Source organism: Pseudomonas rossensis (assembly GCF_039888995.1).
Lineage (GTDB): Bacteria > Pseudomonadota > Gammaproteobacteria > Pseudomonadales > Pseudomonadaceae > Aquipseudomonas > Aquipseudomonas rossensis.
Genome location: NZ_JBBWCB010000038.1, coordinates 1 through 20,197 on the forward strand (window position 1 = coordinate 1; position 20,197 = coordinate 20,197).

Sequence of the window (20,197 nt, forward strand, 5' to 3'; positions counted from 1 at the left end):
CGATGACCTGAAGCAACTCGCTGCCGAAAACTGCGTAACTCATTGTTTACCAAGGAGTTTTCCGTTTCGACTGCGCCGGAAGTGGGGCGAATTATAGACTTCCAGAATCTGCCGTCAACCCTTAATTACGCTTTTCGTGCAGAAGGTGTCTTTTTGGCTATTAATCGTGGGATTCGGCGGGTTACAGGGGGTAGTCGCAACACTAATAGCAATGCACCTATAGAGGCGTAAACCGCCCACTCCTTAAGATCAGCGCGCACGATCCACAACATATGCAGCAATCCAAGCCCGAGAACCACATAGGCAAGACGATGTAATTTCTTCCAGCTAGAACCCAAACGCCGCTGACTATAGCGATTTGAGGTCAGCGCCAAGGCCAATAAACACAGAAACCCAAGCGTCCCGACAATAATGTACGGCCGTTTGCGCAACTCGACACCCAACTGCGACCAATCAAAGCCGAGGATGAACGCCGTATACCCACTCAAATGCAAAACCACATAAGCGAAGCACCACAACCCCAGTTGCCGCCGGACAGCAACCCACCCCGCCCAACCGGTAAGCTTCTGCACAGGTGTCATGCTTAACGTAATGAGCAGCAGGACAAGCGCCCCCAGCCCCAATCGATCCACCAGCACCTTGCCCGGATCAGGCCCCAGCACATCCTCCCAGGCCTGATACAACCAAAGCAGCGGCCAGACCGCAGCAGCTATAAAGACGCCAATTCGCCAAAACGGAAATCGCATCAGTAGTTCTTCCGCAAATCGAGCCCTGTATATAGAGAGGCGACTTCATCCGAGTAGCCATTGAACATCTGCGTGTCCCGCACATTGGGCTTGAACAGCCCGCTCGGCAAACGCCGCTCACGCGCCTGAGTCCAACGCGGATGGTCGACCGCAGGATTTACGTTCGCATAAAAACCATACTCATCCGAGGCAATGCTCTGCCAGGTGGTTTTCGGCTGCTCACTCACCAAACTGATCCGCACGATGGATTTGATGCTCTTGAAGCCGTATTTCCACGGCACCACCAAACGCAGAGGCGCGCCGTTCTGATTAGGCAACTCCCGCCCGTACATGCCCACGGCAAGAATCGCCAACGGATTCATCGCCTCATCCAGACGCAGCCCTTCCACATATGGCCAATCGATCAAGCCAAAACCGGAACGTTGCCCGGGCATGCTCTTGGTATCTTCCAGGGTTTCGAAGCGAATGAATTTGGCATTGGACGTCGGCTCAACTTCCTTGAGCAAGGCCGAGATGGGAAATCCGATCCATGGAATGACCATCGACCAAGCCTCTACACAGCGAAGACGGTAAATACGCTCCTCCAACTGATAAGGCTTCATGAAGTCTTCCAGTGCGTACCGTCCCGGCTTGCCCACCTCCCCGTCCACCACCACACTCCAAGGTTCGGTTTTCAGCGCGCCGGCGTTGGCGGCAGGATCACCTTTATCGGTGCCGAACTCATAGAAGTTGTTGTAATGGGTGGCGTCCTTGAATGGCGTGATCGCCTCATCCTTGACGTTGACCGCGCCCCACTGCGTAGAAGGAAGTTTTTCGGCAAACCAGGAAGGCGCCTTGCCAGGCTCGACATCAGCATAACGCGCAGCATCGTCGGCAGAGGCCCAACGCGGCAGGCTGCTCACGGCCAGACCGGCAACGGCGGCGCCAAGAACATTGCGACGAGATAGATAGAAGGATTCAGGCGTGACGTCCGACTCATGGCAGTCAGACGCTTTGGAGACTTTGATCAGCATGGCAACTCCGCAGCATTGGAGGACAGATGTACCAATAGACTGCGGAGTATGAGGGAAATTACATCACTCGGCTTTTTTGTGCCGACGAAGGCGCAGCAGGTACTGCACCGGCCCGGAAGCCGCATAGGCAAGGAAAACCAGCAGCAGGATGCGCGGCGGATCACTGAACACAACGGCGAATACCAATACCACTGCGAGGATCGCGACAAAAGGAACGCGCCCTTTCAAGTCCAACTCTTTGAAGCTGTTGTACTTGATGTTACTGACCATCAGCATGCCGGCGGCAGCGACCATCAGCGCAACCAGGAAGGACATCTTCGAGCCCTGAATGCCGTAATCACTGAACGCCCAGACAATGCCTGCAACCACACCAGCAGCAGCCGGACTGGCCAGACCAATGAAGTAGCGCTTGTCCGCAGTGCCGACCTGGGTATTGAAACGCGCCAGACGCAACGCTGCACCGGCTACATAAATGAAGGCAACCATCCAGCCGACCTTACCCATGTCGCCCAAGGCCCAACCGAATGCCAACAATGCCGGCGCAACACCAAAGGCAACCATGTCGGACAGCGAGTCGTACTCGGCACCGAAGGCGCTCTGGGTATTGGTCATACGGGCAACGCGACCATCGAGGCCGTCGAGCACCATCGCGACAAAAATCGCGATCGCTGCAAAAGCAAAATACTTGCTCGCACCAATCGAATCACCGGCACTCAAGGCGCTCTGGGCGCTCATCGAGTTGATGATGGAATAAAACCCTGCGAACAGGTTCGCAGTCGTAAACAGATTCGGCAGAAGATAGATACCACGATGCCGGACTTTACGACCTTCAGCGTCATGCCCTTCCTCGATGTGCTCATCGATGGGCAGCAGGCTTTCGGCGTCAGAAGCCTGGTTTGGCTCTTCGGGACGTTCGCTCATGGACATTACCTTGCAACGGGGTGGAAAGTTTGGACAGGTGTCTGGGACGACGGTTCGGCCGCAAACGATGCAGCTTTATACCAGAACCGGCCACCCAAACGAAAAAACGCGGCCTAGGCCGCGTTTTTCGTACAAGTGCGCGACTTAGTTTTTAGCTTTGTCGACGATCTTGTTGGCACCGATCCACGGCATCATGGAGCGCAGTTGCTCGCCGATGATTTCGATACCGTGAGCGGCGTTGTTACGACGCTTGGCGGTCATCGAAGGATAGCCGGTAGCGCCTTCGCTGATGAACATCTTGGCGTATTCGCCGTCCTGAATACGTTTCAGGGCGTTGCGCATAGCCTGACGGGATTCGGCGTTGATCACTTCCGGACCGGTCACGTACTCGCCGTATTCAGCGTTGTTGGAGATCGAGTAGTTCATGTTGGCGATACCGCCTTCGTACATGAGGTCAACGATCAGTTTCAGTTCGTGCAGGCATTCGAAGTAGGCCATTTCCGGCGCGTAGCCAGCTTCAACCAGGGTTTCGAAACCGGCTTTAACCAGTTCAACGGTACCACCGCACAGAACGGCTTGTTCGCCGAACAGGTCGGTTTCAGTCTCGTCCTTGAAGGTGGTTTCGATGATACCGGTACGACCGCCACCAACGCCTGCGGCGTAGGACAGTGCAACGTTTTTGGCGTTGCCGGAAGCATCCTGATAGATAGCGATCAGGTCAGGAATACCGCCGCCTTTGACGAACTCGGAACGCACAGTGTGGCCCGGAGCTTTCGGCGCGATCATGATCACGTCGAGGTCAGCGCGCGGAACAACCTGGTTGTAGTGGATCGCGAAGCCGTGGGAGAAGGCCAGGGTGGCGCCTTTCTTGATGTTCGGCTCGATTTCGTTCTTGTACAGAGCGGACTGGAACTCGTCCGGGGTCAGGATCATGACCAGGTCGGCAGCCGCAACAGCGGAAGCAACGTCGGTCACTTTCAGGCCGTGAGCTTCGGCTTTGGCAACAGTCGCCGAACCTTTACGCAGACCAACAGTAACGTCAACGCCGGAGTCTTTCAGGTTGCACGCTTGAGCGTGGCCCTGGGAACCGTAACCGATGATGGCAACTTTCTTGCCCTGGATGATGGACAGGTCGCAGTCTTTTTCGTAATAAACTTTCATGAAATTCCCCTATGTATCCAGGCCGTTCAGGCCATTCGCTAATTTGGTTTAGATGCTGAGTACTTTGTCGCCGCGGGCAATGCCGGTTACGCCGCTGCGGACGGTTTCCAGAATCGAGGCGGTGCCAATGGACTGAATGAAGCTGTCGAGCTTATCGCTGGTACCGGTCAATTGAACGGTATACACGCTAGCGCTGACGTCAACGATCTGCCCACGATAAATATCGGTAGTGCGTTTGATCTCGGCGCGCTGGGCACCGGTGGCCTTGACCTTGACCAGCATTAGTTCGCGCTCGATGTGAGCACTCTCCGACAGGTCGACCAGTTTGACCACTTCGATCAACTTGTTCAGGTTCTTGGTGATCTGCTCGATAACTTCATCGTGGCCAACCGTGGTCAGCGTCAGACGCGACAGGGTCGGGTCTTCGGTAGGTGCCACGGTCAGGCTTTCGATGTTGTAGTTGCGCTGCGAGAACAGGCCGACTACACGAGACAGAGCGCCCGGTTCGTTTTCCAGAAGCAAGGAAATAATGTGCCGCATGATTATGTACGCTCCGTCTTGCTCAGCCACATATCGCGCATGGAGCCGTCTTTGATCTGCATCGGGTAGACGTGCTCGCTGGTGTCGACCGAAATGTCGATCACCACCAGGCGATCTTTCATGGCGAACGCTTCCTCCATCTTCGACTTCAAATCTTTCGAGTCGGTGATGCGCACGCCGACGTGACCATAGGCCTCTGCCAGCTTGACGAAATCAGGCAGCGATTCCATGTAGGAGTGCGAGTGACGGCTGCCGTAACTCATGTCCTGCCACTGGCGAACCATACCCAGCACGCCGTTATTCAGGATGACGATTTTTACCGGCAAACCGTATTGCAGGCAGGTCGACAGTTCCTGAATGTTCATCTGGATGCTGCCCTCGCCCGTCACGCAGACGACGTCGTCATCCGGGAAGCTCAGCTTGATGCCCATGGCCGCCGGAAAACCGAAGCCCATGGTGCCCAGGCCACCGGAGTTGATCCAGCGGTTCGGCTTGTTGAACGTGTAGTACTGCGCCGCGAACATCTGGTGCTGGCCCACGTCGGAGGTCACAAAGGCATCGCCCTTGGTCACTTCGCACAGGGTTTCGATCACGGTCTGCGGCTTGATGATGCTGCCGTCGCCCTTGTCGTAAGGGAACAGGCCGCGATCACCGCGCCACTCATCAACTTGCTTCCACCAACTGGCAACGGACTCCTTGTTCGGGGTCTCGCCGATTTCCTTGAGGATCGCGACCATCTCGGTCAGGACACTCTCCACCGGACCGACGATAGGAACGTCTGCCTTGATGGTCTTGGAGATCGAAGCCGGGTCGATGTCGATGTGAATGATCTTGGCATTCGGGCAGAACTTGGCCGGGCCGTTGATCACGCGGTCGTCGAAACGAGCGCCGACTGCAAGGATCACGTCGGCATGGTGCATCGCCAGGTTAGCGGTGTAGCTGCCGTGCATGCCGAGCATGCCGATGAACTGACGGTCGGTGCCAGGGTAGGCACCCAGCCCCATCAGGGTATTGGTCACTGGCAGGTTAAGCATCTTCGCCAGCTCGGTCAGCGGCGCGGAGCCGCCACCGAGAATCACGCCGCCGCCGGCGTACATCACCGGACGCTTGGCCGCCAGGAGCATTTCTGCCGCCTTGCGGATTTGCCCGGAGTGACCGCGAACGGCCGGGCTGTAGGAACGCAGCTTGGCTTTTTTCGGGAAGATGTATTCGAACTTCTCGGCCGGGTTGGTCATGTCTTTCGGGATATCGACAACGACCGGACCAGGACGACCGGATTGCGCCAGGTAGAACGCTTTCTTCATGACTTCCGGGATTTCCGACGCGTGCTTGATCATGAAGCTGTGCTTCACGATCGGCCGGGAGATACCGATCATGTCGGTTTCCTGGAACGCGTCAGTGCCTACCATGTTGCTAGGCACCTGGCCGGAAATGATCACCATCGGAATGGAGTCCATGTAGGCCGTGGCAATACCGGTTATGGCGTTGGTTGCGCCCGGGCCCGAGGTCACCAGTACCACACCGGCTTTACCGGTGGCACGGGCATAGCCGTCAGCCATATGGGTCGCAGCCTGTTCGTGACGAACCAGAATGTGGGTCACTTCCGGTTCTTTGAACAGGGCATCGTAGACATGAAGAAGAGCACCACCCGGGTACCCGTAGATATATTTGACGCCTTCGTCACGCAAAAAGCGGACGAGCATCTCACCGCCAGATAAAAGCTCCACGTTGTTCACCTCTAAAACGCCAGAATACCGCCCACATAAAAGGGGACGGGTCTTAATAGGTTTACTTCTCAGCAGAGCATGAGCGACGGTGGTCGCCGACTACGTCAGCACTGACTGAGCAAGTATTGGGATCGTCCCAAGTGTTGCGGGCCTTTCCCACCCAGCGCGAGGTAACGCGTTGCGGGTGTAACAGGTCGGCGCGGATGTGCGCCTCATGATCTGCTGAGCGGGCCTGCTTCTGGCAGTCCCTCTACAGCGGACTTTGGATTCTTCTGTTTCGTCCTCTCCAAGTCAAGTCGTCTATGTGCTTTATTGAACTAAGCACATGAGAAAGCAAGAAAAAACCGCTAAACAGCAACTGTGTTAGCTTCAATTGCGCAACCCAATACAAGGAAATGGCATGCGAACGTTTTTCCTGACCGTCAGCCTGCTGATTGGCATCAGCCCTTTGTGCATGGCCGCTCAGATCTACAAATGGGTCGACGCCCAGGGCGTTACCCACTTCGACGCCCAGCCGCCCCAAGGCCAGGAAGCCACCACCGTGGTCACGCCCTCGCTGCCCGCCAGCAACCAGCCCCCGCCGCCACGCAGCAGCGCCATTGGCGATCAACAGGCCATCGACAGTAAAGTGAAAAAGCAGGTCGCCGAGCAGCAAGCCCAGCTAAAGGCATTCTGCGAACAGGCGCGGACGAATCTGGCTCAACTGCAGAACAATCCGCGAATACGGGAGGATGTCGAAGGTGAGATGCGCCGCCTGACCGACCAGCAACGTCAGGACCGCATCACCGAAGCACAGAAACAGATTGCGGATAACTGCCAATAAACAGCTGTAGGAGCTGTCGAGTGAAACGAGGCTGCGATTTTTTTAAAAGCAAAGTCAAAAGATCGCAGCCTCGTTTCACTCGACAGCTCCTACACAGCTCCTACAACGGATCGGCGTTAGCGAGAGGCGGTGATCAGTAGATCAAACTCTTTGAGCAGCACCTGCAACTGCCGGTCCTTGCCCTGGACATTACGGGCAGCGAAGACCATTTCGGCCATCTCCTGAATTCCCGAAGCGTTTGGCAAGGGCAGATCCTGCTCGAGGATCACCTTCATCCGCGGAAGGAAGATCCATTGCAGCCACTGCTCGAAATCCAGCATATCGACCGAGAATGGTTCGACGCTGGAAAGCGCTTCAGCGGATGGCGAGACTTCGTCCCACCAACCCTGAACCCGCAGCTCACGCTCGATCAACAGCAACTGCTCGGCAATTTTCGGAAAGCGTGCATCCATCACAGCGAAACCTTGGCCTTCTGACGGGCCAATGCTGCGCCAGCGGAATCACCCTGTTTCTCACGCGTCTGAGCGATCAATGCCCACAGACTGGCCTGAAGTGCCGGACGACCGTTGGCGAAGGTCAGGCCACGACGAGCAAACTGCTCGGCTTGTGGCGCATCGCCTTGAGCCATACGCACCTGAGCCAGACGATAAAGCACTTGCGGCTCACGCGGCGCAACACGCTGGGCGCGCTCAAGGCTGGAGGAAGCACCGTTGAGATCACCGCTCGCCTGTTGCTGCTGAGCGGTAGTCAGCAAGGCCAGAACCGGACCGTCCAATTGCTCGTCGGCAGACAAGCCACCGGAGCTCGCCGAAGGAATCCCGCTCGGCGTCGACGGCATGCTGTAGCTGCCCTGATTGACCGGTGCCGACTGGACCGGCGCGGTATCGATCGGCCCCGGGGTAATCGGGCCTGGCGTGATCGGCGCAGTACTGATCGGTGCCGACGTCACTGCGCCGCCACCTGGCACCATCACGACGACGCCGGTATCACCTTGTGGAATCGCCTGAGTCTGGGCTTGCGCAGGACGTTTAGTCGTCGTCTGACGGAAACCGCCATTCGCCGAAACCCGTTCACTGTTCGAAACGGCGCTACCGGAATCCACAACCGGAATCGAACCGCGTTGTACGGAGGAGCAACCGCTGAGCAAAGCCACGGCGGTAACCGCTGGAATCAACCACTTGTTCACTTGAAACCCTCTTTGCTTAATTCATCCAGCCCTTGACCCAATCCATCACCGTTTCGCCGGAAACAGGGCTTTCGCCACCGCAAGCGGCACCGGGAGGCGGTTCGCTGCCGCGAATATACGGCATCTGCACCGCACCTGGGCAGTTGGCATCAGAGCCTTGTCCTGTGCGCGAATCCACCCAGGCCAGAACAATGTTATCTGGCTGCGGCATGTCCAGCGGCAACGGATCGGCTTTGCGCATGAAACTGGTCCAGACTTGCAATGCACCGGTGGCACCGGTGAACGGTGTCTTGCCGTTGTCATCGCGACCCAGCCAGACCACTGCCAGCAGGTCCTGACTGAAACCGGCAAACCAGCTGTCCCTCGAGTCGTTACTGGTGCCGGTCTTGCCGGCCAGGGTCAGGGTTTTCGGCAACACGTTGTAAACCGAACTACCGGTACCTTCACGCATGACCCGCTGCATGGCGCTCTGGATCAGGTAAATGGAGGCCGGATCGAAGCGCTGCTGAATCTGGAACGGATAACGCTTGAGCGGTTCACCTTCAGCGGTCAATACGCTACGGATCCCGCGCATCGGCGTATTGAAACCACCGTTGGCCAACGTCTGGTACATGGCCGCCACTTCGATCGGGGTCAGACCGCCAGCGCCCAGCAACATCGACGGGAACGCCGGGAATTCGCGACTCACACCGAGACGCGCCAGGGTCTTCAGGACATTCGGTACGCCCACCGCCAACCCGAGACGCGCGGTCGACAGGTTGTAGGAATGCGCCAGGCCCTGATACAGAAATACGGTGCCATGGGATCGGCGGTCGTAGTTCTGCGGTTTCCAGACTTGACCGTCCGCGCCTTTGACAGAGAAGTAGTCGTCCGACAGCCAACTGGTCAAGGTGTACTGGCTCGGTTTCTCCAGGGCTGTCAGATAAACCGCCGGTTTGATCAAGGAGCCGATTGGTCGTACAGCATCCAGCGCACGGTTGAAGCCGGCAAAACCTGCCTGACGACTGCCAATCATGGCCTGCACTTCACCGGTTTCCGGGTTGGTCACGACCATGGCCGCTTCAACCTCATCAGAGCCCTTGCGCCCGGCCAATCGTTTGAAGGTGTCGTTGACCGACGCTTCGGCTTTCATCTGCAGGATCGGGTCGAAACTGGTAAAGATCCGCAGGCCTTCTTCGGTCAAGTCTTCGTCGCGATAGTCTTCGCGCAGCTGACGTTTAACCAGGTCGAGAAAACCCGGGAACGAGCTGTCCGCCAGGCTGCCGCGCTTGGTCACGCCCAACGGCATCTTCTTCGCGGCTTCGACTTGTTCGGCAGTGGCGACGCCTTGCTCCTGCAACACGTCGAGTACCAGATTGCGCCGCTCAAGAGCACGTTCCGGATAACGACGTGGGTTGTAGGAAGACGGCCCTTTGACCATGCCCACCAGCAACGCCACTTGATGCAGCTTCAGTTCGGCCAACGGCTGGCTGAAGAAGAACTGACTGGCCAGACCAAAACCGTGCACCGCGCGCTGACCGTCCTGACCGACAAACACTTCATTGAGGTAAGCCTCAAGGATTTCGGGTTTGTCGTAATGCAGCTCAAGCAGCAGCGCCATCATCGCTTCGGTGAGCTTGCGGCTCAGGCTGCGCTCATTGGTCAGGTAGAAGTTTTTGACCAACTGTTGAGTCAGGGTACTACCGCCCTGGCGCATTCGACCGGACGAACCGTTGACCCAGATCGCCCGAGCGATCGACTTCGGTGAAACGCCAAAGTGGTGATAGAAGTCGCGGTCTTCAACAGCCACCAAAGTCTCGAGCAAGTACGGCGGCACCTGATCGATCTTGATCAGGATCCGGTCTTCAAGGTTTTTCGGGTACAGGCCACCGATCAGCAGTGGCTCAAGGCGCACGACCGAAAGCTTCGAACCGTTGGTCGCCGAAAGTTCGGCCACGTAGTCGCCAGAGAAGCGCACCCGTACCGGCTGCGCTTGCTCCATGCCTTCATAGAACTGAAAGCCACGAGTATTCAGATCGACGGTATTGCCATTGACCGAGGCGGCGCCGGGGCCGTTGGCCGCGCTTTCGCGTCGATAGCCCAAGGCATCGAGTTCGGTCAGAAAATCGTCCTTGCTGAGCTTTTGTCCGACGAACAGCTCCAGCGGGCGCGCGTACACCTTGGCCGGGATGGTCCAGCGCTTGCCGGAGAACTTCTCCTGGACGATCGCGTCGAGGTAAACCGCGAACCCGGCCAGCACCACAAGGCCGACCAGACTGAGTTTAAGGGCCCAGCCCAGCCAGGGGCGCAGGCCCTTGGAAGGTGGTTTTTTGGGGGTGCGGGGGGATCGAGTACGAGTCATGGCGGCGGATTATACGCACTTTATTCATACTCAACAGGAGCCCTCCGAGGTTTGCGTCAGACGGACTTGCGGCCATAATGACGGCCGTGAATTTTCCCCAGACTCTGAAGGATCGCCTGTGAGCCAGTCCCTGATCGCTGCCCTGCAAAACCCGGCCCTCTACCCGCATCCCGTAGACGGGTTCCAGGTCATCGAAACCCATATTTCCTGGGTAATCCTCACTGGCCCCTTTGCTTATAAAGTGAAGAAGCCAGTGAATTTCGGCTTCCTGGATTTCACCAACCTCGACGCTCGCAAGCATTTTTGCGGGGAAGAGCTGCGTCTTAACCAGCGCCTGACCAACGATTTGTACCTCGAAGTATTGCCAATCACCGGCAGCGCCGAAGCCCCACAACTGGGCGGCGAGGGCCCGGTCGTCGATTACGCACTGAAAATGCGTCAATTCCCACAGAGCCAACTGCTCAGCACGCTGCAAGCCAACGGCGAATTGACCCCCTTGCACATCGACGAGATGGCCGCGCAGATCGCCCAATTCCACCTCAGCGCACCCAAAGTGCCTGCCGAACACGAAGCCGGCACGCCGGATAGCGTGATGGCACCGGTACGCCAGAACTTCGAACAGATCCGCCCGTTCCTCAGCGACAAGGCCGATCTGCTGCAACTGGATGCGCTGCAAGCCTGGGCCGAAAGCAGCTTCGAACGCCTCAAGCCACTGTTCGCCCAGCGCAAGGCCGAAGGTTTCATCCGCGAATGCCACGGCGACATCCACCTGGGCAACGCCACCGTGATCGACGGCAAGGTCGTGATCTTCGACTGCATCGAGTTCAACGAACCGTTCCGCTTCACCGACGTTTACGCCGACACCGGTTTCCTGGCGATGGACCTGGAAGACCGTGGCCTGAAGAGCCTGGCGCGCCGCTTCATCAGCCAATACCTGGAATTGACCGGCGATTACCAGGGTCTCGAGTTGCTGAACTTCTATAAAGCCTACCGCGCACTGGTTCGCGCCAAGGTCAGCCTGTTCAGCATGCCGGCCGAGGCCGACCCCGTGCAGCGAGCCACCACCCTGCGTCAGTACCGCAATTACGCCAACCTGGCGGAAAGCTACAGCACTATTCCTTCGCGCTTCATGGCCATCACCCACGGTGTTTCTGCCGTCGGCAAGAGCCACGTGGCCATGCGTCTGGTGGAAGCGTTGGGCGCCATTCGCCTGCGTTCCGATGTAGAGCGCAAACGTCTGTTCGGCGAGCAAACCGTGCCAAACGACCCGCAGGCCGGCATCTATAGCGCCGACGCCAGCGCCGCCACTTACACCCACCTGCATGAAATTGCCGCAGTGATCCTGCGTGCTGGTTTCCCGGTGGTAGTCGATGCGACGTACCTCAAGCGCGACCAGCGTGACGGCGCAGCGAAAATCGCCGAAGCCACCGGCGCGCCATTCCTGATCCTCGATTGCAATGCGCCGCAAGCGGTGATCGAGAGCTGGCTGGCCCTGCGTCAGGCAGACAAAAAGGATCCGTCTGACGCCAACCTGACCGTTATCGACGCCCAGCAAGCTACGCGTGAGGCCCTGACGCCAGCAGAGATTCTCTGCAGCAAACGCGTTCAGACCAATGAAAGCGGAACCCTCGACACAGTCGTTGCACAGATTCGCCAGCGTCTGCCGGGTCTGTAAGAAACTATTTCAGCCGTGAAGCCTTCGCCGGCTTCACGGGTGTCAAATAGTGGCACTATACTGGCGTCATAAAACCAACAGGTGATGTGACATGAGCCAGCCGAAACTTCTAGACACCCCGCTTTATGCTTTGCTGCACAAAGACGACATCACAGGTTTCAACAACGAGCGCCCAAAAGACGGACCTATCGACATGGTCGGTGGCGATTTCCGGGGTCTGGACCTGCGTGAACTGAACGCTGACGGCGTCGACTTTACCGATGCCTACTTCCGCTCCGCCGACTTGCGCGGCATCGACTTTCGTAACGCCTCCCTTGAAGGCGCGAGCCTTGCTCACGCACAGATCTCCGGCGCCTACTTCCCGCCAGAGCTGAGTGCTGACGAGATCCTGATGTCGATGAATTTCGGTACACGACTGCGTTATCGCACCCGCTAACATCCGTTTCACTTCCCAGACACAACACACCTTGTGGGAGCGAGCCTGCTCGCGAAAACGGTGTATCAGTCGACATAAGGGTTGAATGTCACACCGCTTTCGCGAGCAGGCTCGCTCCCACAGAGATTGCACCACCCTCCGCTACTGCATTCGCAGCCCCTTCGAACGCTTCAGGACCTTGCCTCTTAGAAGCTTTTGCGTCGAAACCGACCAAACAATCACGCTTTTCCTACTGATGGCTACACTCCTGAGAAGCTCGCCCACGCACCGTTCGGCCGTCGCAAGGAGGCTTGATGAATGATGAACTGCAGCACCTGAAGAATCTTGGCAAGACGTCGGCGCAGTGGCTGCATGCCGTGGGCATCCACAGCGCCTCGGACTTGCGTCGCCTGGGGGCGGTGGATGCTTATCGGGCCGTGCGCACGCGCGGGTTTCGGGCGTCCAAAGTGTTGTTGTATGCCATCGAAGGCGCCCTGATGGATGTGCACTGGAATGACATTCCCGCCGAGCGCAAGGACGCCTTGAACAAACAGCTGGAAGCTATCTCGTCACGTCACAAGAACTGAACGGACGCAGCAGCCATGTACCTACTTGGGGAACAACCGGCTTACGCCGACGCGCTGATCAACCGACTGCAACATATTCCCGTCCGGCTGCTGGAAGGTTTGATGCCCTGCGGACCGAGCCTGGAATTTTCAGCCGTCGATGATCTGGCCGTCCTGTTACCCGGCAATCAACTCTTTGTGCTGGAAAATGGCCTGCTGCATGGATGCATCGACGAGCGGGCATTGTTCTATCTGCACGAGGGAGATCTGATCGGCTTGCGCCAGGGCACAGAGCTGCCGCGTTGCCGCTTTCGCAGCGATAGCCCGTTAGCACTGACGCCTTATCTGCGATCCGAGGTTTTTCAGCATATCTATGCCGACCCGGAGCGTTCGGAGCTGTTCCTTCAATACATGGCCGGTCAGTCCGCCCTGCTGTCCGACGCCGTCGCCCGCCTGAAACAACCGGAGTTTCGAAACACCAATGGCTTTCAGCGCGTGGCCAGTGGCGAAGTGTTGATCCGTCAGGGCGATGAACCGGATCAGGTGTTCGTCATCATTGATGGCCACGCCGAAGCCTTTGTCGACGGGCGTAAAGTCGGCGATATACCCAAGGACGAGATTTTTGGCGCCATGGCGGTGTTTACCGGCGAGAAGCGTAACGCCAGCGTGATCACCAGCGAACCCAGCACTGTCATGCTGATCCCCAAGGACCAGTTTCTCAGCCTGACCCAAAGTAATCCGAAGATCGCCCATAGCCTGATTGCGAGCATGGCCCGACATATCGACCTGCTGAACAAGCAGATCATTCTGATGAGCTCGCTCAACCGCACAGGCTGAAACCCAATGATTACGGGCGTTTCCAGCGAACGGGCAGCGTATTTCAAATAATTGAGAAATCAGCGGTTGACTTGGTAATGAGAATCGCTATGATTATCACAACTGGTCGCGAGACTGGTCGATATTTGAAAAGCCCTTGGTTCGGACTCTCAGATATCTCCTCATCAGGCTAATCACGGTTATTTGACCCGGCTTTTGCCGGGTCTTTTTTTGCCTGGAGAAAAGTCGTTCGATCACTTGCCAAATTGCTTACGCATTTGTACGCAGTAATCCTGCAGTGGCTTGGCAGGCGTGTACCAGACGTAATCCGCCATGGCCGGTGTGACCTCACTACCCTGCTCCGCCAGCATCAACACTGCAGGCGCCTGAAGCTCTCCCAGATCAAGCACATGAATGGGCACGCTGACATCCTTGCGCGCATGGTAAGCGCCGGCAAACAGCAGTGAAGGAGTGGGTGCCGCCAGCAGGCGTTCGGCCATCCGTCGGTCACGTTGTTGCTGGACCGCCAGCATCGCCGGCATCTGCGATTCGGGCAGCAGACCACAGTGGGAGTCGCTGACTTGCTTCAGCAACTCGTCCTTCACTGAAGCTGCGCTGGAACGCGAACCCCTCAATGTCGGAGGATTGGCGTAAACGGCACGGACTTCAGGCGTGTCCAGATTGGCTGCCAGCAGCGGGTATGGCTGGGTCAGGGCGAAACGAACGATCGGCCCGTACAGATTCCAGTCCCAGCCAGACTGCCAGGCCAATGCACCGGGCAAATCCGCCGGTGGTGTCGAGGCGTGACGAACGTCATCGACGCGCAGCTGTTGATCCGGCGTGAGCATTTCCAGCAGCAGACTGCCTTGAGGTCGCCGCTCACTTAGCGACTGCAATAACCACAATTGCAGTGCATGGTGATCGCGATTGTCATGTTGCTCGCCCACGATCAGCCGTGAAGGCTTTTCCAACCGCTTAACCAATTCCTCTGCCGTGAGGGTCTGACCGCTGCGCAAGTCCCGGATCTCGCCGACAACCGGCGGCGGAGTCGAAACATGCTGACAGGCACTCAGCATCAGCAAGGCCAGCATCAAAATCCCACGCATGTTTTCACTCCATAAAAAACTCAGCGGGCGATGATCAGCGGATGCCCACGCTCCGGGTGTTGCTGCACGAGCACTTCCAGCCCGAACACGGCCTTGAGTGGCTCCGGGCGCAACACCTGCTCCGGAGTATCGAGCGCCACAGGGCGCCCGCCTTCGAGCAGTAACAGGCGATCACAATAGCGCGCTGCCAGGTTCAGATCATGCAGGATCACCAGCACCGCCGCGCCTCTATTGGCGAACTCGCGCACGGCTTGCAAAGTGGTGTGCTGATGAAGCGGGTCGAGCATCGACGTTGGCTCATCGAGCAACAACGTTTGCCCCGCTTCGCCCGGCCAGAGCTGCGCCAGAACCCGCGCCAGATGCGCCCGCTGACGTTCGCCACCGGACAAGGCCAGATAGCTGCGGCCACTCAAATGCCCGGCATCGGCTGCGTGTAATGCGGCGGCGACGATCTCGTCATCGCGGACCCGACCGCTTTGATGGGGTAAGCGGCCCATGCCGACCACCTCTTCGACACGAAAGGCGAAGTCCAGGGTCGACACCTGCGGCAATACCGCCAAACGCTGCGCTCGCGCCGTCCCCGCCCAATCGCTCAACTCGCGCTCGTCGAGCCAGACGCTGCCATGATGAGCCTGAAACTCGCCGCACAAGGCGCCGAGCAAGGTGCTTTTGCCGGCGCCGTTAGGTCCCAGCACACCGAGGACTTCGCCCGGTTTGAGCTCAAGCGTAATGTCCGCCAGGACAATCTTTCGGCCCCTACGGATTTGCAGATTTTGCGTTCGCAACATCAGGCACGCCCTCTGAGCAATAAATACAGAAAGAACGGCGCACCGATAAAAGCAGTGACGATCCCGATCGGCAATTCAGCCGGCGCCAGGGCCAGTCGCGCCACCAGATCGGCAAATAACAAAAGACTGGCACCCGCCAAGACTGACGCAGGCAACAGCACCCGATGATCCGGACCGGCCAGCAATCGCACCAGATGCGGCACCACCAGACCAACAAACCCAATCATCCCCGCCGCGGCCACTGCGGCACCGACACCCAACGCCGTGCAAAACACCAATTCACGCTTGAGCCCTTCGACATCGATGCCCAGGTGACCAGCCTCCGACTCACCCAGCAACAATGCATTCAAGGCCTTGGCCCGGCGCGGCAGCCACAGCGCCACGCCGGCACTGATCAGCAGCAACGGCCAGAGCCGCGAATAGCTGGCACCATTGAGGCTGCCCAGGTTCCAGAACGTCAGGGTGCGCAGCGTCGCGTCATCCGCCAGATAGGTGAACAACCCCACGGCGGAGCCGGCCAGCGCAGTCAACGCTATACCGGCCAACAGCATGGTCGCGACATTGGTCTGCCCGTTGCGCCGGCCCAGTCGATACACCAATGCCGTCACGCCGAGCCCGCCGAGAAACGCGCACAGCGATAACAGATACGGCCCGAAGGATTCAGGCAGGCCGCCGAACACAGAACCACCGACGATCGCAATCGCCGCGCCCAATGCCGCACCGCTGGAGACGCCGACCAGCCCCGGATCGGCCAGAGGATTACGAAACAACCCCTGCATCGCCACACCGGACAATGCCAACACCCCTCCCACAGCCAAACCCAACAAGGTTCGCGGCAAGCGAATCTGCCCGAGGATCAGCTCGGCCTGTTCCAGTCCATCGGGCGCGATCGGTACACCCACCAGCCGCAGGGCTGCACGCAAGGTGTCGAACAACGGCAAGCTCACCGGCCCAAGCGCCAACGACAGCCAGATGGCCAAGACACACAGCAGGATCAGACCAACGAATAAAGCGCGGGGTTTAACCAGGATGGTCATTGGCCGGTCGAACCGGGGTAGAAAGCGTCAGACAGCTTTTTCAACGCATCGGGTAGCCGTGGCCCCAAGCCCCCCACCAACAAAGTCGGATCAAGCTCCATGACTCGCCCGTCCTTGGCCGCGCGGGTCGAGGACAGGATCGGGTTCTCCTTGAACAACGCAGCACGTGCCGCATCGCCGGTCAGTGCCCGATCGGCAAATACCAGCACCTCGGGATCCAGGCTGACCAGGGATTCGACAGAAAAGGGTTTGTAGCCGGTATGCGTGGCCAGATTGTGCCCACCGGCCTGTTGCAGCAACCAATCGGCGGCGGTGTCCTTGCCGGCGATGAGCGGTTTACCGCCCGCGTGACCAAGCAACAACAGCACGCCCGGTGATTTTTCTTTCAACTGCGCCCGAGTGACCCGGATCTTTTGCTGATCGAGTTGCTGTTGATAAGTCTGAAACACCTGTGAGGCCTGATCTTCAGCGCCGAGCAACTTGCCCAAATGCTGCAAATTACCCTGCAAGGTCGGCAGATCCGGCTGGGCCGAGAACAGTTCGACCTGCACGCCTGCACTGCGAACCTGCGAAAGTACCGGTGGCGGTCCCATTTCCTCGGTGCCGACCAATATCTGCGGGCGTAAGCTCAAGATGCCCTCCGCCGACAACTGCCGCTGATACCCGATGCTGGGCAATGCCTTGAGGGATTCAGGGTGCTGACTGGTGGTGTCGACACCGACCAGTTTCGATTCACCGCCCAGCGCGCTGATCCACTCCGATAAAGCTCCCCCGGCACTGACCCAACGTTGTGGCAACTCGGCCGCTGCGGCGTTGTGGCTGACGAGGAGTCCGACACAGAGCGCAGCAACGCGGGTACTCAGGCGCATAAACAGCTTCCTTTAAGGGTTTTCCCGGGCATCGAGATGACAGGCCACGTATCCTTGGCGCCTGGCATCCGTAACCGAAGGGCAAGGCGGCCATTTGATAATTGTTTGCATTTGAACGTCAAGCTCGGACATATCCGGTCACGAGCCGCAGGACTTGAGGATAGACATGAAGTTTCTTTGCGCAGGCGTTGAGCTGGCCGATGCCAGCAGCCGCGGTTTCGACATCGACGGCCAAAAGCTCTTTGCCGTGCGCCGTGGCGGCCAGGTTTACGTCTACATCAATCGCTGCCCGCACCGTGGCGTCGGACTGGAATGGAAGCCCGACCAGTTTCTCGACCCCAGCAACAGCCTGATCCAGTGCGCGACCCACGGCGCACTGTTTCTGATCGAAGACGGCGAATGCGTCGCCGGCCCTTGTGCCGGTCAGTCCCTGACCACCATCGCCTGCCACGAAGACGGGCAAGGGATCTGGGTCAGTCTTTAGCCGTTCAGCAACACGTCCAGACGCCGATCGACCACCATTTCTTCGTGGGTCAAGTGCACGCCATAGGCCAGCACCTCGACCCCGCACGACACCGCCTCACGCAAGGCTGCGGCGTAGGCCGAATCGATTTCTTCTGCAGGACGCACGGCGTCGATGCCGGTGAGATTGACGCAATACAACTGCACCGCACGAATTCCGTCCCGGGCCAAATGGGCCAATTCGCGCAAATGCTTGGCCCCGCGCTGGGTCACCGCATCGGGAAACGCCGCCACCGAAGAACCATCGAAGCCCAAAGTGACGCTTTTGACTTCCACATAAGTCGGCCCGCTTGGGTAATCGAGGCGAAAATCGATGCGACTGCTCTCCTGACCGTAGGCTACTTCACGTTTCAGTTCAGTAAAGCCGTTCAGTTCAGGGATGACGCCGGCTCGCAGTGCCTCCTCGATCAAACCGTTGGCCCGCCCGGTGTTCACACAAAAAAAGCGTCCCTGCGGGGTTTCGCCGATTTCCCAGGTACCGGGCAACTTGCGCTTGGGGTCATTGGAACGGCTGAACCAGACCTGCCCGCCCTCAACTTGGCAATTGAGCATCGAGCCGGTGTTCGGGCAGTGAATAGTCAGCAACTCGCCGCTAACAGTTTCGATATCGGCGAGAAAACGCTTGTAACGACGAATCAAACGGCCTTCTTCGAGTGGAGGATGAAAACGCATCAGCCTTGCCAGCTCTTCAAGCCGCGCGCAATCCGCTCGACTGCTTCTTGTAGGCGCGGAAGACTTTGGGTGTAGGCAAACCGCACATGATGGCCGGCCTGATAACGACCGAAGTCCAGACCCGGAGTAATCGCCACGTATTCGGTTTCGAGGAAATGTCGGCAGAACGCGAAGGCATCACCGCCGAACTTGCTGATATCGGCATACAAGTAGAAGGCCCCTTCAGGCTCAACGGCGATACCAAAGCCCAACTCTCGCAGGGCTGGGAGCAGGAAATCCCGACGACGGCCGAATTCGGCGCGACGTTCTTCCAGAATGCTGATCGTGGCCGGTTCGAAGCAGGCCAGAGCGGCGTGCTGAGCCATACTCGGGGCGCTGATGTAGAGGTTCTGGGCGAGTTTTTCCAGCTCACCGACCGCTGCTTCAGGCGCCACCAGCCAACCCAGTCGCCATCCCGTCATGCCGAAATACTTGGAAAAACTATTCAGTACAAAGGCACTGTCATCGACTTCCAGCACGCTGGCCGCATCAGTGCCATAGGTCAGACCGTGATAGATCTCATCCACCACCAGATGACCGTGACGCTCCTTGATCGCAGCCGACAGGCCCGCCAGCTCATCGCGGGTCAGGATCGTCCCGGTCGGGTTCGCTGGCGATGCCACCAACGCACCGACGCTGTCGTGATCCCAATGGCGTGCAATCAGGTCCGGCGTCAGTTGATAGCGCACGTCTGGACCGACCGGCACCAGTTGCGCTGCGCCTTCCACCAGCCGCAAAAAGTGCCGGTTGCACGGGTATCCCGGGTCCGCCAGCAGCCAGTGCTTGCCCGGATCCACCAACAAGGCGCTGGCCAGCAGCAGCGCACCGGAACCGCCAGGCGTGATGAGGATTCGCTGCGGATCGATGTTCAAACCGTAACGTTGCTGATAAAAGCCGGCAATGGCCTCACGCAACTCGGGAATGCCACGCGCGGCGGTGTAACGGGTCTTCCCCGCCGTCAATGCGGCCTGGCCGGCCTGAATGATCGGCTCGGCGGTGGTGAAGTCGGGTTCGCCGATTTCCAGGTGGATCACGTCGTGACCAGCGGCTTGCAGTTCATTGGCCCGCGCCAGCAGCGCCATGACATGAAAAGGTTCGATCGCGCGACTGCGGGCACTGTAGGACTGAGCCATTAGCCTTCCTTCAACGGGGAAAAAAACCAATTCTACCCAAGCGCAGGAACGAGCGAGAACCTAAAGCGGTCAGACCGTTATAACGCGGATCTCAAACGACT

General features: G+C 58.3%; 21 protein-coding genes. 6 read left to right on the forward strand and 15 right to left on the reverse strand.

Translation table 11 applies throughout. From position 1 onward, the window contains the following. Window positions 1-125: 125 nt before the first annotated feature. From msrQ to WLY71_RS12540, 6 genes are all read right to left on the reverse strand, one after another. Window positions 126-746: a protein-methionine-sulfoxide reductase heme-binding subunit MsrQ gene (gene msrQ, locus WLY71_RS12515; protein ID WP_347803792.1), complete on the reverse strand. Its 621-nt coding sequence runs from the start codon at window positions 744-746 to the stop codon at window positions 126-128. Beyond that, window positions 746-1,759 (reverse strand): protein-methionine-sulfoxide reductase catalytic subunit MsrP, encoded by a 1,014-nt coding sequence (gene msrP / locus WLY71_RS12520; RefSeq protein ID WP_347803793.1) that lies wholly within the window; start codon window positions 1,757-1,759, stop codon window positions 746-748. The genes msrQ and msrP overlap by 1 nt, the downstream gene beginning before the upstream one ends. Before the next feature lie 63 nt (window positions 1,760-1,822). Further along, on the reverse strand, window positions 1,823-2,680 hold the full coding sequence (gene pssA / locus WLY71_RS12525) for a CDP-diacylglycerol--serine O-phosphatidyltransferase (protein WP_076029747.1): 858 nt from the start codon (window positions 2,678-2,680) through the stop codon (window positions 1,823-1,825). Window positions 2,681-2,824: 144 nt separating this feature from the next. Continuing rightward, a complete protein-coding gene (ilvC, locus tag WLY71_RS12530; protein ID WP_007948647.1) occupies window positions 2,825-3,841 on the reverse strand; it encodes a ketol-acid reductoisomerase in 1,017 nt (338 codons plus the stop codon). A 48-nt stretch (window positions 3,842-3,889) separates the two neighbouring features. Further along, the gene (ilvN, locus tag WLY71_RS12535; RefSeq protein WP_003176102.1) at window positions 3,890-4,381 is read right to left on the reverse strand and encodes an acetolactate synthase small subunit; all 492 of its coding nucleotides are present in this window, start codon (window positions 4,379-4,381) and stop codon (window positions 3,890-3,892) included. Window positions 4,382-4,383: 2 nt separating this feature from the next. Then, window positions 4,384-6,108, reverse strand: a complete 1,725-nt coding sequence (locus WLY71_RS12540) for an acetolactate synthase 3 large subunit (protein WP_347803794.1) — start codon at window positions 6,106-6,108, stop codon at window positions 4,384-4,386. 400 nt (window positions 6,109-6,508) lie between these two features. Between WLY71_RS12540 and WLY71_RS12545 the strand changes: the two genes are divergently transcribed. Beyond that, window positions 6,509-6,931 (forward strand): DUF4124 domain-containing protein, encoded by a 423-nt coding sequence (locus WLY71_RS12545; protein ID WP_347803795.1) that lies wholly within the window; start codon window positions 6,509-6,511, stop codon window positions 6,929-6,931. Window positions 6,932-7,047: 116 nt separating this feature from the next. Here WLY71_RS12545 and WLY71_RS12550 read toward each other — a convergent pair whose 3' ends face one another. The 3 genes from WLY71_RS12550 to mrcB are packed head-to-tail and all read right to left on the reverse strand — an operon-like array spanning window position 7,048 to window position 10,458. Beyond that, entirely contained in the window at window positions 7,048-7,383 is a 336-nt protein-coding gene (locus tag WLY71_RS12550) for a YqcC family protein (protein ID WP_347803796.1), read from the reverse strand. Next, window positions 7,383-8,117: a tetratricopeptide repeat protein gene (locus WLY71_RS12555; protein ID WP_347803797.1), complete on the reverse strand. Its 735-nt coding sequence runs from the start codon at window positions 8,115-8,117 to the stop codon at window positions 7,383-7,385. The genes WLY71_RS12550 and WLY71_RS12555 overlap by 1 nt, the downstream gene beginning before the upstream one ends. 16 nt (window positions 8,118-8,133) lie before the next feature. Further along, on the reverse strand, window positions 8,134-10,458 hold the full coding sequence (mrcB, locus tag WLY71_RS12560) for a penicillin-binding protein 1B (RefSeq protein ID WP_347803798.1): 2,325 nt from the start codon (window positions 10,456-10,458) through the stop codon (window positions 8,134-8,136). Between the two features lie 118 nt (window positions 10,459-10,576). Between mrcB and WLY71_RS12565 the strand changes: the two genes are divergently transcribed. From WLY71_RS12565 to WLY71_RS12580, 4 genes are all read left to right on the forward strand, one after another. Continuing rightward, entirely contained in the window at window positions 10,577-12,133 is a 1,557-nt protein-coding gene (locus tag WLY71_RS12565) for a bifunctional aminoglycoside phosphotransferase/ATP-binding protein (protein ID WP_347803799.1), read from the forward strand. 91 nt (window positions 12,134-12,224) lie between these two features. After that, entirely contained in the window at window positions 12,225-12,569 is a 345-nt protein-coding gene (locus WLY71_RS12570) for a pentapeptide repeat-containing protein (RefSeq protein ID WP_008015079.1), read from the forward strand. Between the two features lie 293 nt (window positions 12,570-12,862). After that, window positions 12,863-13,135 carry a TfoX/Sxy family protein gene (locus WLY71_RS12575; RefSeq protein WP_003228231.1) on the forward strand — a complete coding sequence of 91 codons (273 nt, stop codon included), beginning with the start codon at window positions 12,863-12,865 and terminating at the stop codon, window positions 13,133-13,135. Window positions 13,136-13,150: 15 nt separating this feature from the next. Continuing rightward, on the forward strand, window positions 13,151-13,951 hold the full coding sequence (locus WLY71_RS12580) for a Crp/Fnr family transcriptional regulator (protein WP_347803800.1): 801 nt from the start codon (window positions 13,151-13,153) through the stop codon (window positions 13,949-13,951). Between the two features lie 233 nt (window positions 13,952-14,184). On the opposite strand, the gene WLY71_RS12585 is transcribed toward WLY71_RS12580, so the two are convergent. Genes WLY71_RS12585 through WLY71_RS12600 form a run of 4 tightly spaced genes read right to left on the reverse strand, consistent with a single transcriptional unit; the run spans window position 14,185 to window position 17,730 of the window. After that, complete coding sequence (locus WLY71_RS12585; RefSeq protein WP_347803801.1) at window positions 14,185-15,036, reverse strand: ChaN family lipoprotein; 852 nt, start codon at window positions 15,034-15,036, stop codon at window positions 14,185-14,187. Window positions 15,037-15,056: 20 nt separating this feature from the next. Next, complete coding sequence (locus WLY71_RS12590) at window positions 15,057-15,824, reverse strand: heme ABC transporter ATP-binding protein (protein ID WP_347803802.1); 768 nt, start codon at window positions 15,822-15,824, stop codon at window positions 15,057-15,059. Further along, window positions 15,824-16,861, reverse strand: coding sequence for a FecCD family ABC transporter permease (locus WLY71_RS12595; protein WP_347803803.1), 1,038 nt, complete (start codon window positions 16,859-16,861; stop codon window positions 15,824-15,826). The genes WLY71_RS12590 and WLY71_RS12595 overlap by 1 nt, the downstream gene beginning before the upstream one ends. Then, window positions 16,858-17,730, reverse strand: coding sequence for a heme/hemin ABC transporter substrate-binding protein (locus WLY71_RS12600; protein ID WP_347803804.1), 873 nt, complete (start codon window positions 17,728-17,730; stop codon window positions 16,858-16,860). The genes WLY71_RS12595 and WLY71_RS12600 overlap by 4 nt, the downstream gene beginning before the upstream one ends. A gap of 166 nt (window positions 17,731-17,896) precedes the next feature. On the opposite strand from WLY71_RS12600, the gene WLY71_RS12605 reads away from it, so the two are divergent. Next, a complete protein-coding gene (locus WLY71_RS12605) occupies window positions 17,897-18,214 on the forward strand; it encodes a Rieske (2Fe-2S) protein (RefSeq protein ID WP_347803805.1) in 318 nt (105 codons plus the stop codon). Here WLY71_RS12605 and sfsA read toward each other — a convergent pair. Both sfsA and WLY71_RS12615 read right to left on the reverse strand, forming a co-directional pair. After that, complete coding sequence (gene sfsA / locus WLY71_RS12610; protein WP_347803806.1) at window positions 18,211-18,924, reverse strand: DNA/RNA nuclease SfsA; 714 nt, start codon at window positions 18,922-18,924, stop codon at window positions 18,211-18,213. The two genes, WLY71_RS12605 and sfsA, sit on opposite strands and share 4 nt — an antisense overlap. Then, window positions 18,924-20,096, reverse strand: a complete 1,173-nt coding sequence (locus WLY71_RS12615; protein WP_347803807.1) for a pyridoxal phosphate-dependent aminotransferase — start codon at window positions 20,094-20,096, stop codon at window positions 18,924-18,926. The genes sfsA and WLY71_RS12615 overlap by 1 nt, the downstream gene beginning before the upstream one ends. Between the last annotated feature and the right edge of the window lie 101 nt (window positions 20,097-20,197).

Excerpts from the sequence above, each read along its gene's own strand:
- ilvC (WP_007948647.1), bottom strand. The coding sequence starts at position 3,841 with ATGAAAGTTTATTACGAAAAAGACTGCGACCTGTCCATCATCCAGGGC.
- mrcB (WP_347803798.1), bottom strand. The coding sequence starts at position 10,458 with ATGACTCGTACTCGATCCCCCCGCACCCCCAAAAAACCACCTTCCAAG.
- WLY71_RS12550 (WP_347803796.1), bottom strand. The coding sequence starts at position 7,383 with ATGGATGCACGCTTTCCGAAAATTGCCGAGCAGTTGCTGTTGATCGAG.
- WLY71_RS12570 (WP_008015079.1), top strand. The coding sequence starts at position 12,225 with ATGAGCCAGCCGAAACTTCTAGACACCCCGCTTTATGCTTTGCTGCAC.
- WLY71_RS12575 (WP_003228231.1), top strand. The coding sequence starts at position 12,863 with ATGAATGATGAACTGCAGCACCTGAAGAATCTTGGCAAGACGTCGGCG.
- ilvN (WP_003176102.1), bottom strand. The coding sequence starts at position 4,381 with ATGCGGCACATTATTTCCTTGCTTCTGGAAAACGAACCGGGCGCTCTG.
- WLY71_RS12600 (WP_347803804.1), bottom strand. The coding sequence starts at position 17,730 with ATGCGCCTGAGTACCCGCGTTGCTGCGCTCTGTGTCGGACTCCTCGTC.
- WLY71_RS12545 (WP_347803795.1), top strand. The coding sequence starts at position 6,509 with ATGCGAACGTTTTTCCTGACCGTCAGCCTGCTGATTGGCATCAGCCCT.
- msrP (WP_347803793.1), bottom strand. The coding sequence starts at position 1,759 with ATGCTGATCAAAGTCTCCAAAGCGTCTGACTGCCATGAGTCGGACGTC.
- WLY71_RS12595 (WP_347803803.1), bottom strand. The coding sequence starts at position 16,861 with ATGACCATCCTGGTTAAACCCCGCGCTTTATTCGTTGGTCTGATCCTG.
- WLY71_RS12605 (WP_347803805.1), top strand. The coding sequence starts at position 17,897 with ATGAAGTTTCTTTGCGCAGGCGTTGAGCTGGCCGATGCCAGCAGCCGC.
- msrQ (WP_347803792.1), bottom strand. The coding sequence starts at position 746 with ATGCGATTTCCGTTTTGGCGAATTGGCGTCTTTATAGCTGCTGCGGTC.
- WLY71_RS12585 (WP_347803801.1), bottom strand. The coding sequence starts at position 15,036 with ATGCGTGGGATTTTGATGCTGGCCTTGCTGATGCTGAGTGCCTGTCAG.
- WLY71_RS12580 (WP_347803800.1), top strand. The coding sequence starts at position 13,151 with ATGTACCTACTTGGGGAACAACCGGCTTACGCCGACGCGCTGATCAAC.
- WLY71_RS12590 (WP_347803802.1), bottom strand. The coding sequence starts at position 15,824 with ATGTTGCGAACGCAAAATCTGCAAATCCGTAGGGGCCGAAAGATTGTC.
- pssA (WP_076029747.1), bottom strand. The coding sequence starts at position 2,680 with ATGAGCGAACGTCCCGAAGAGCCAAACCAGGCTTCTGACGCCGAAAGC.
- sfsA (WP_347803806.1), bottom strand. The coding sequence starts at position 18,924 with ATGCGTTTTCATCCTCCACTCGAAGAAGGCCGTTTGATTCGTCGTTAC.
- WLY71_RS12615 (WP_347803807.1), bottom strand. The coding sequence starts at position 20,096 with ATGGCTCAGTCCTACAGTGCCCGCAGTCGCGCGATCGAACCTTTTCAT.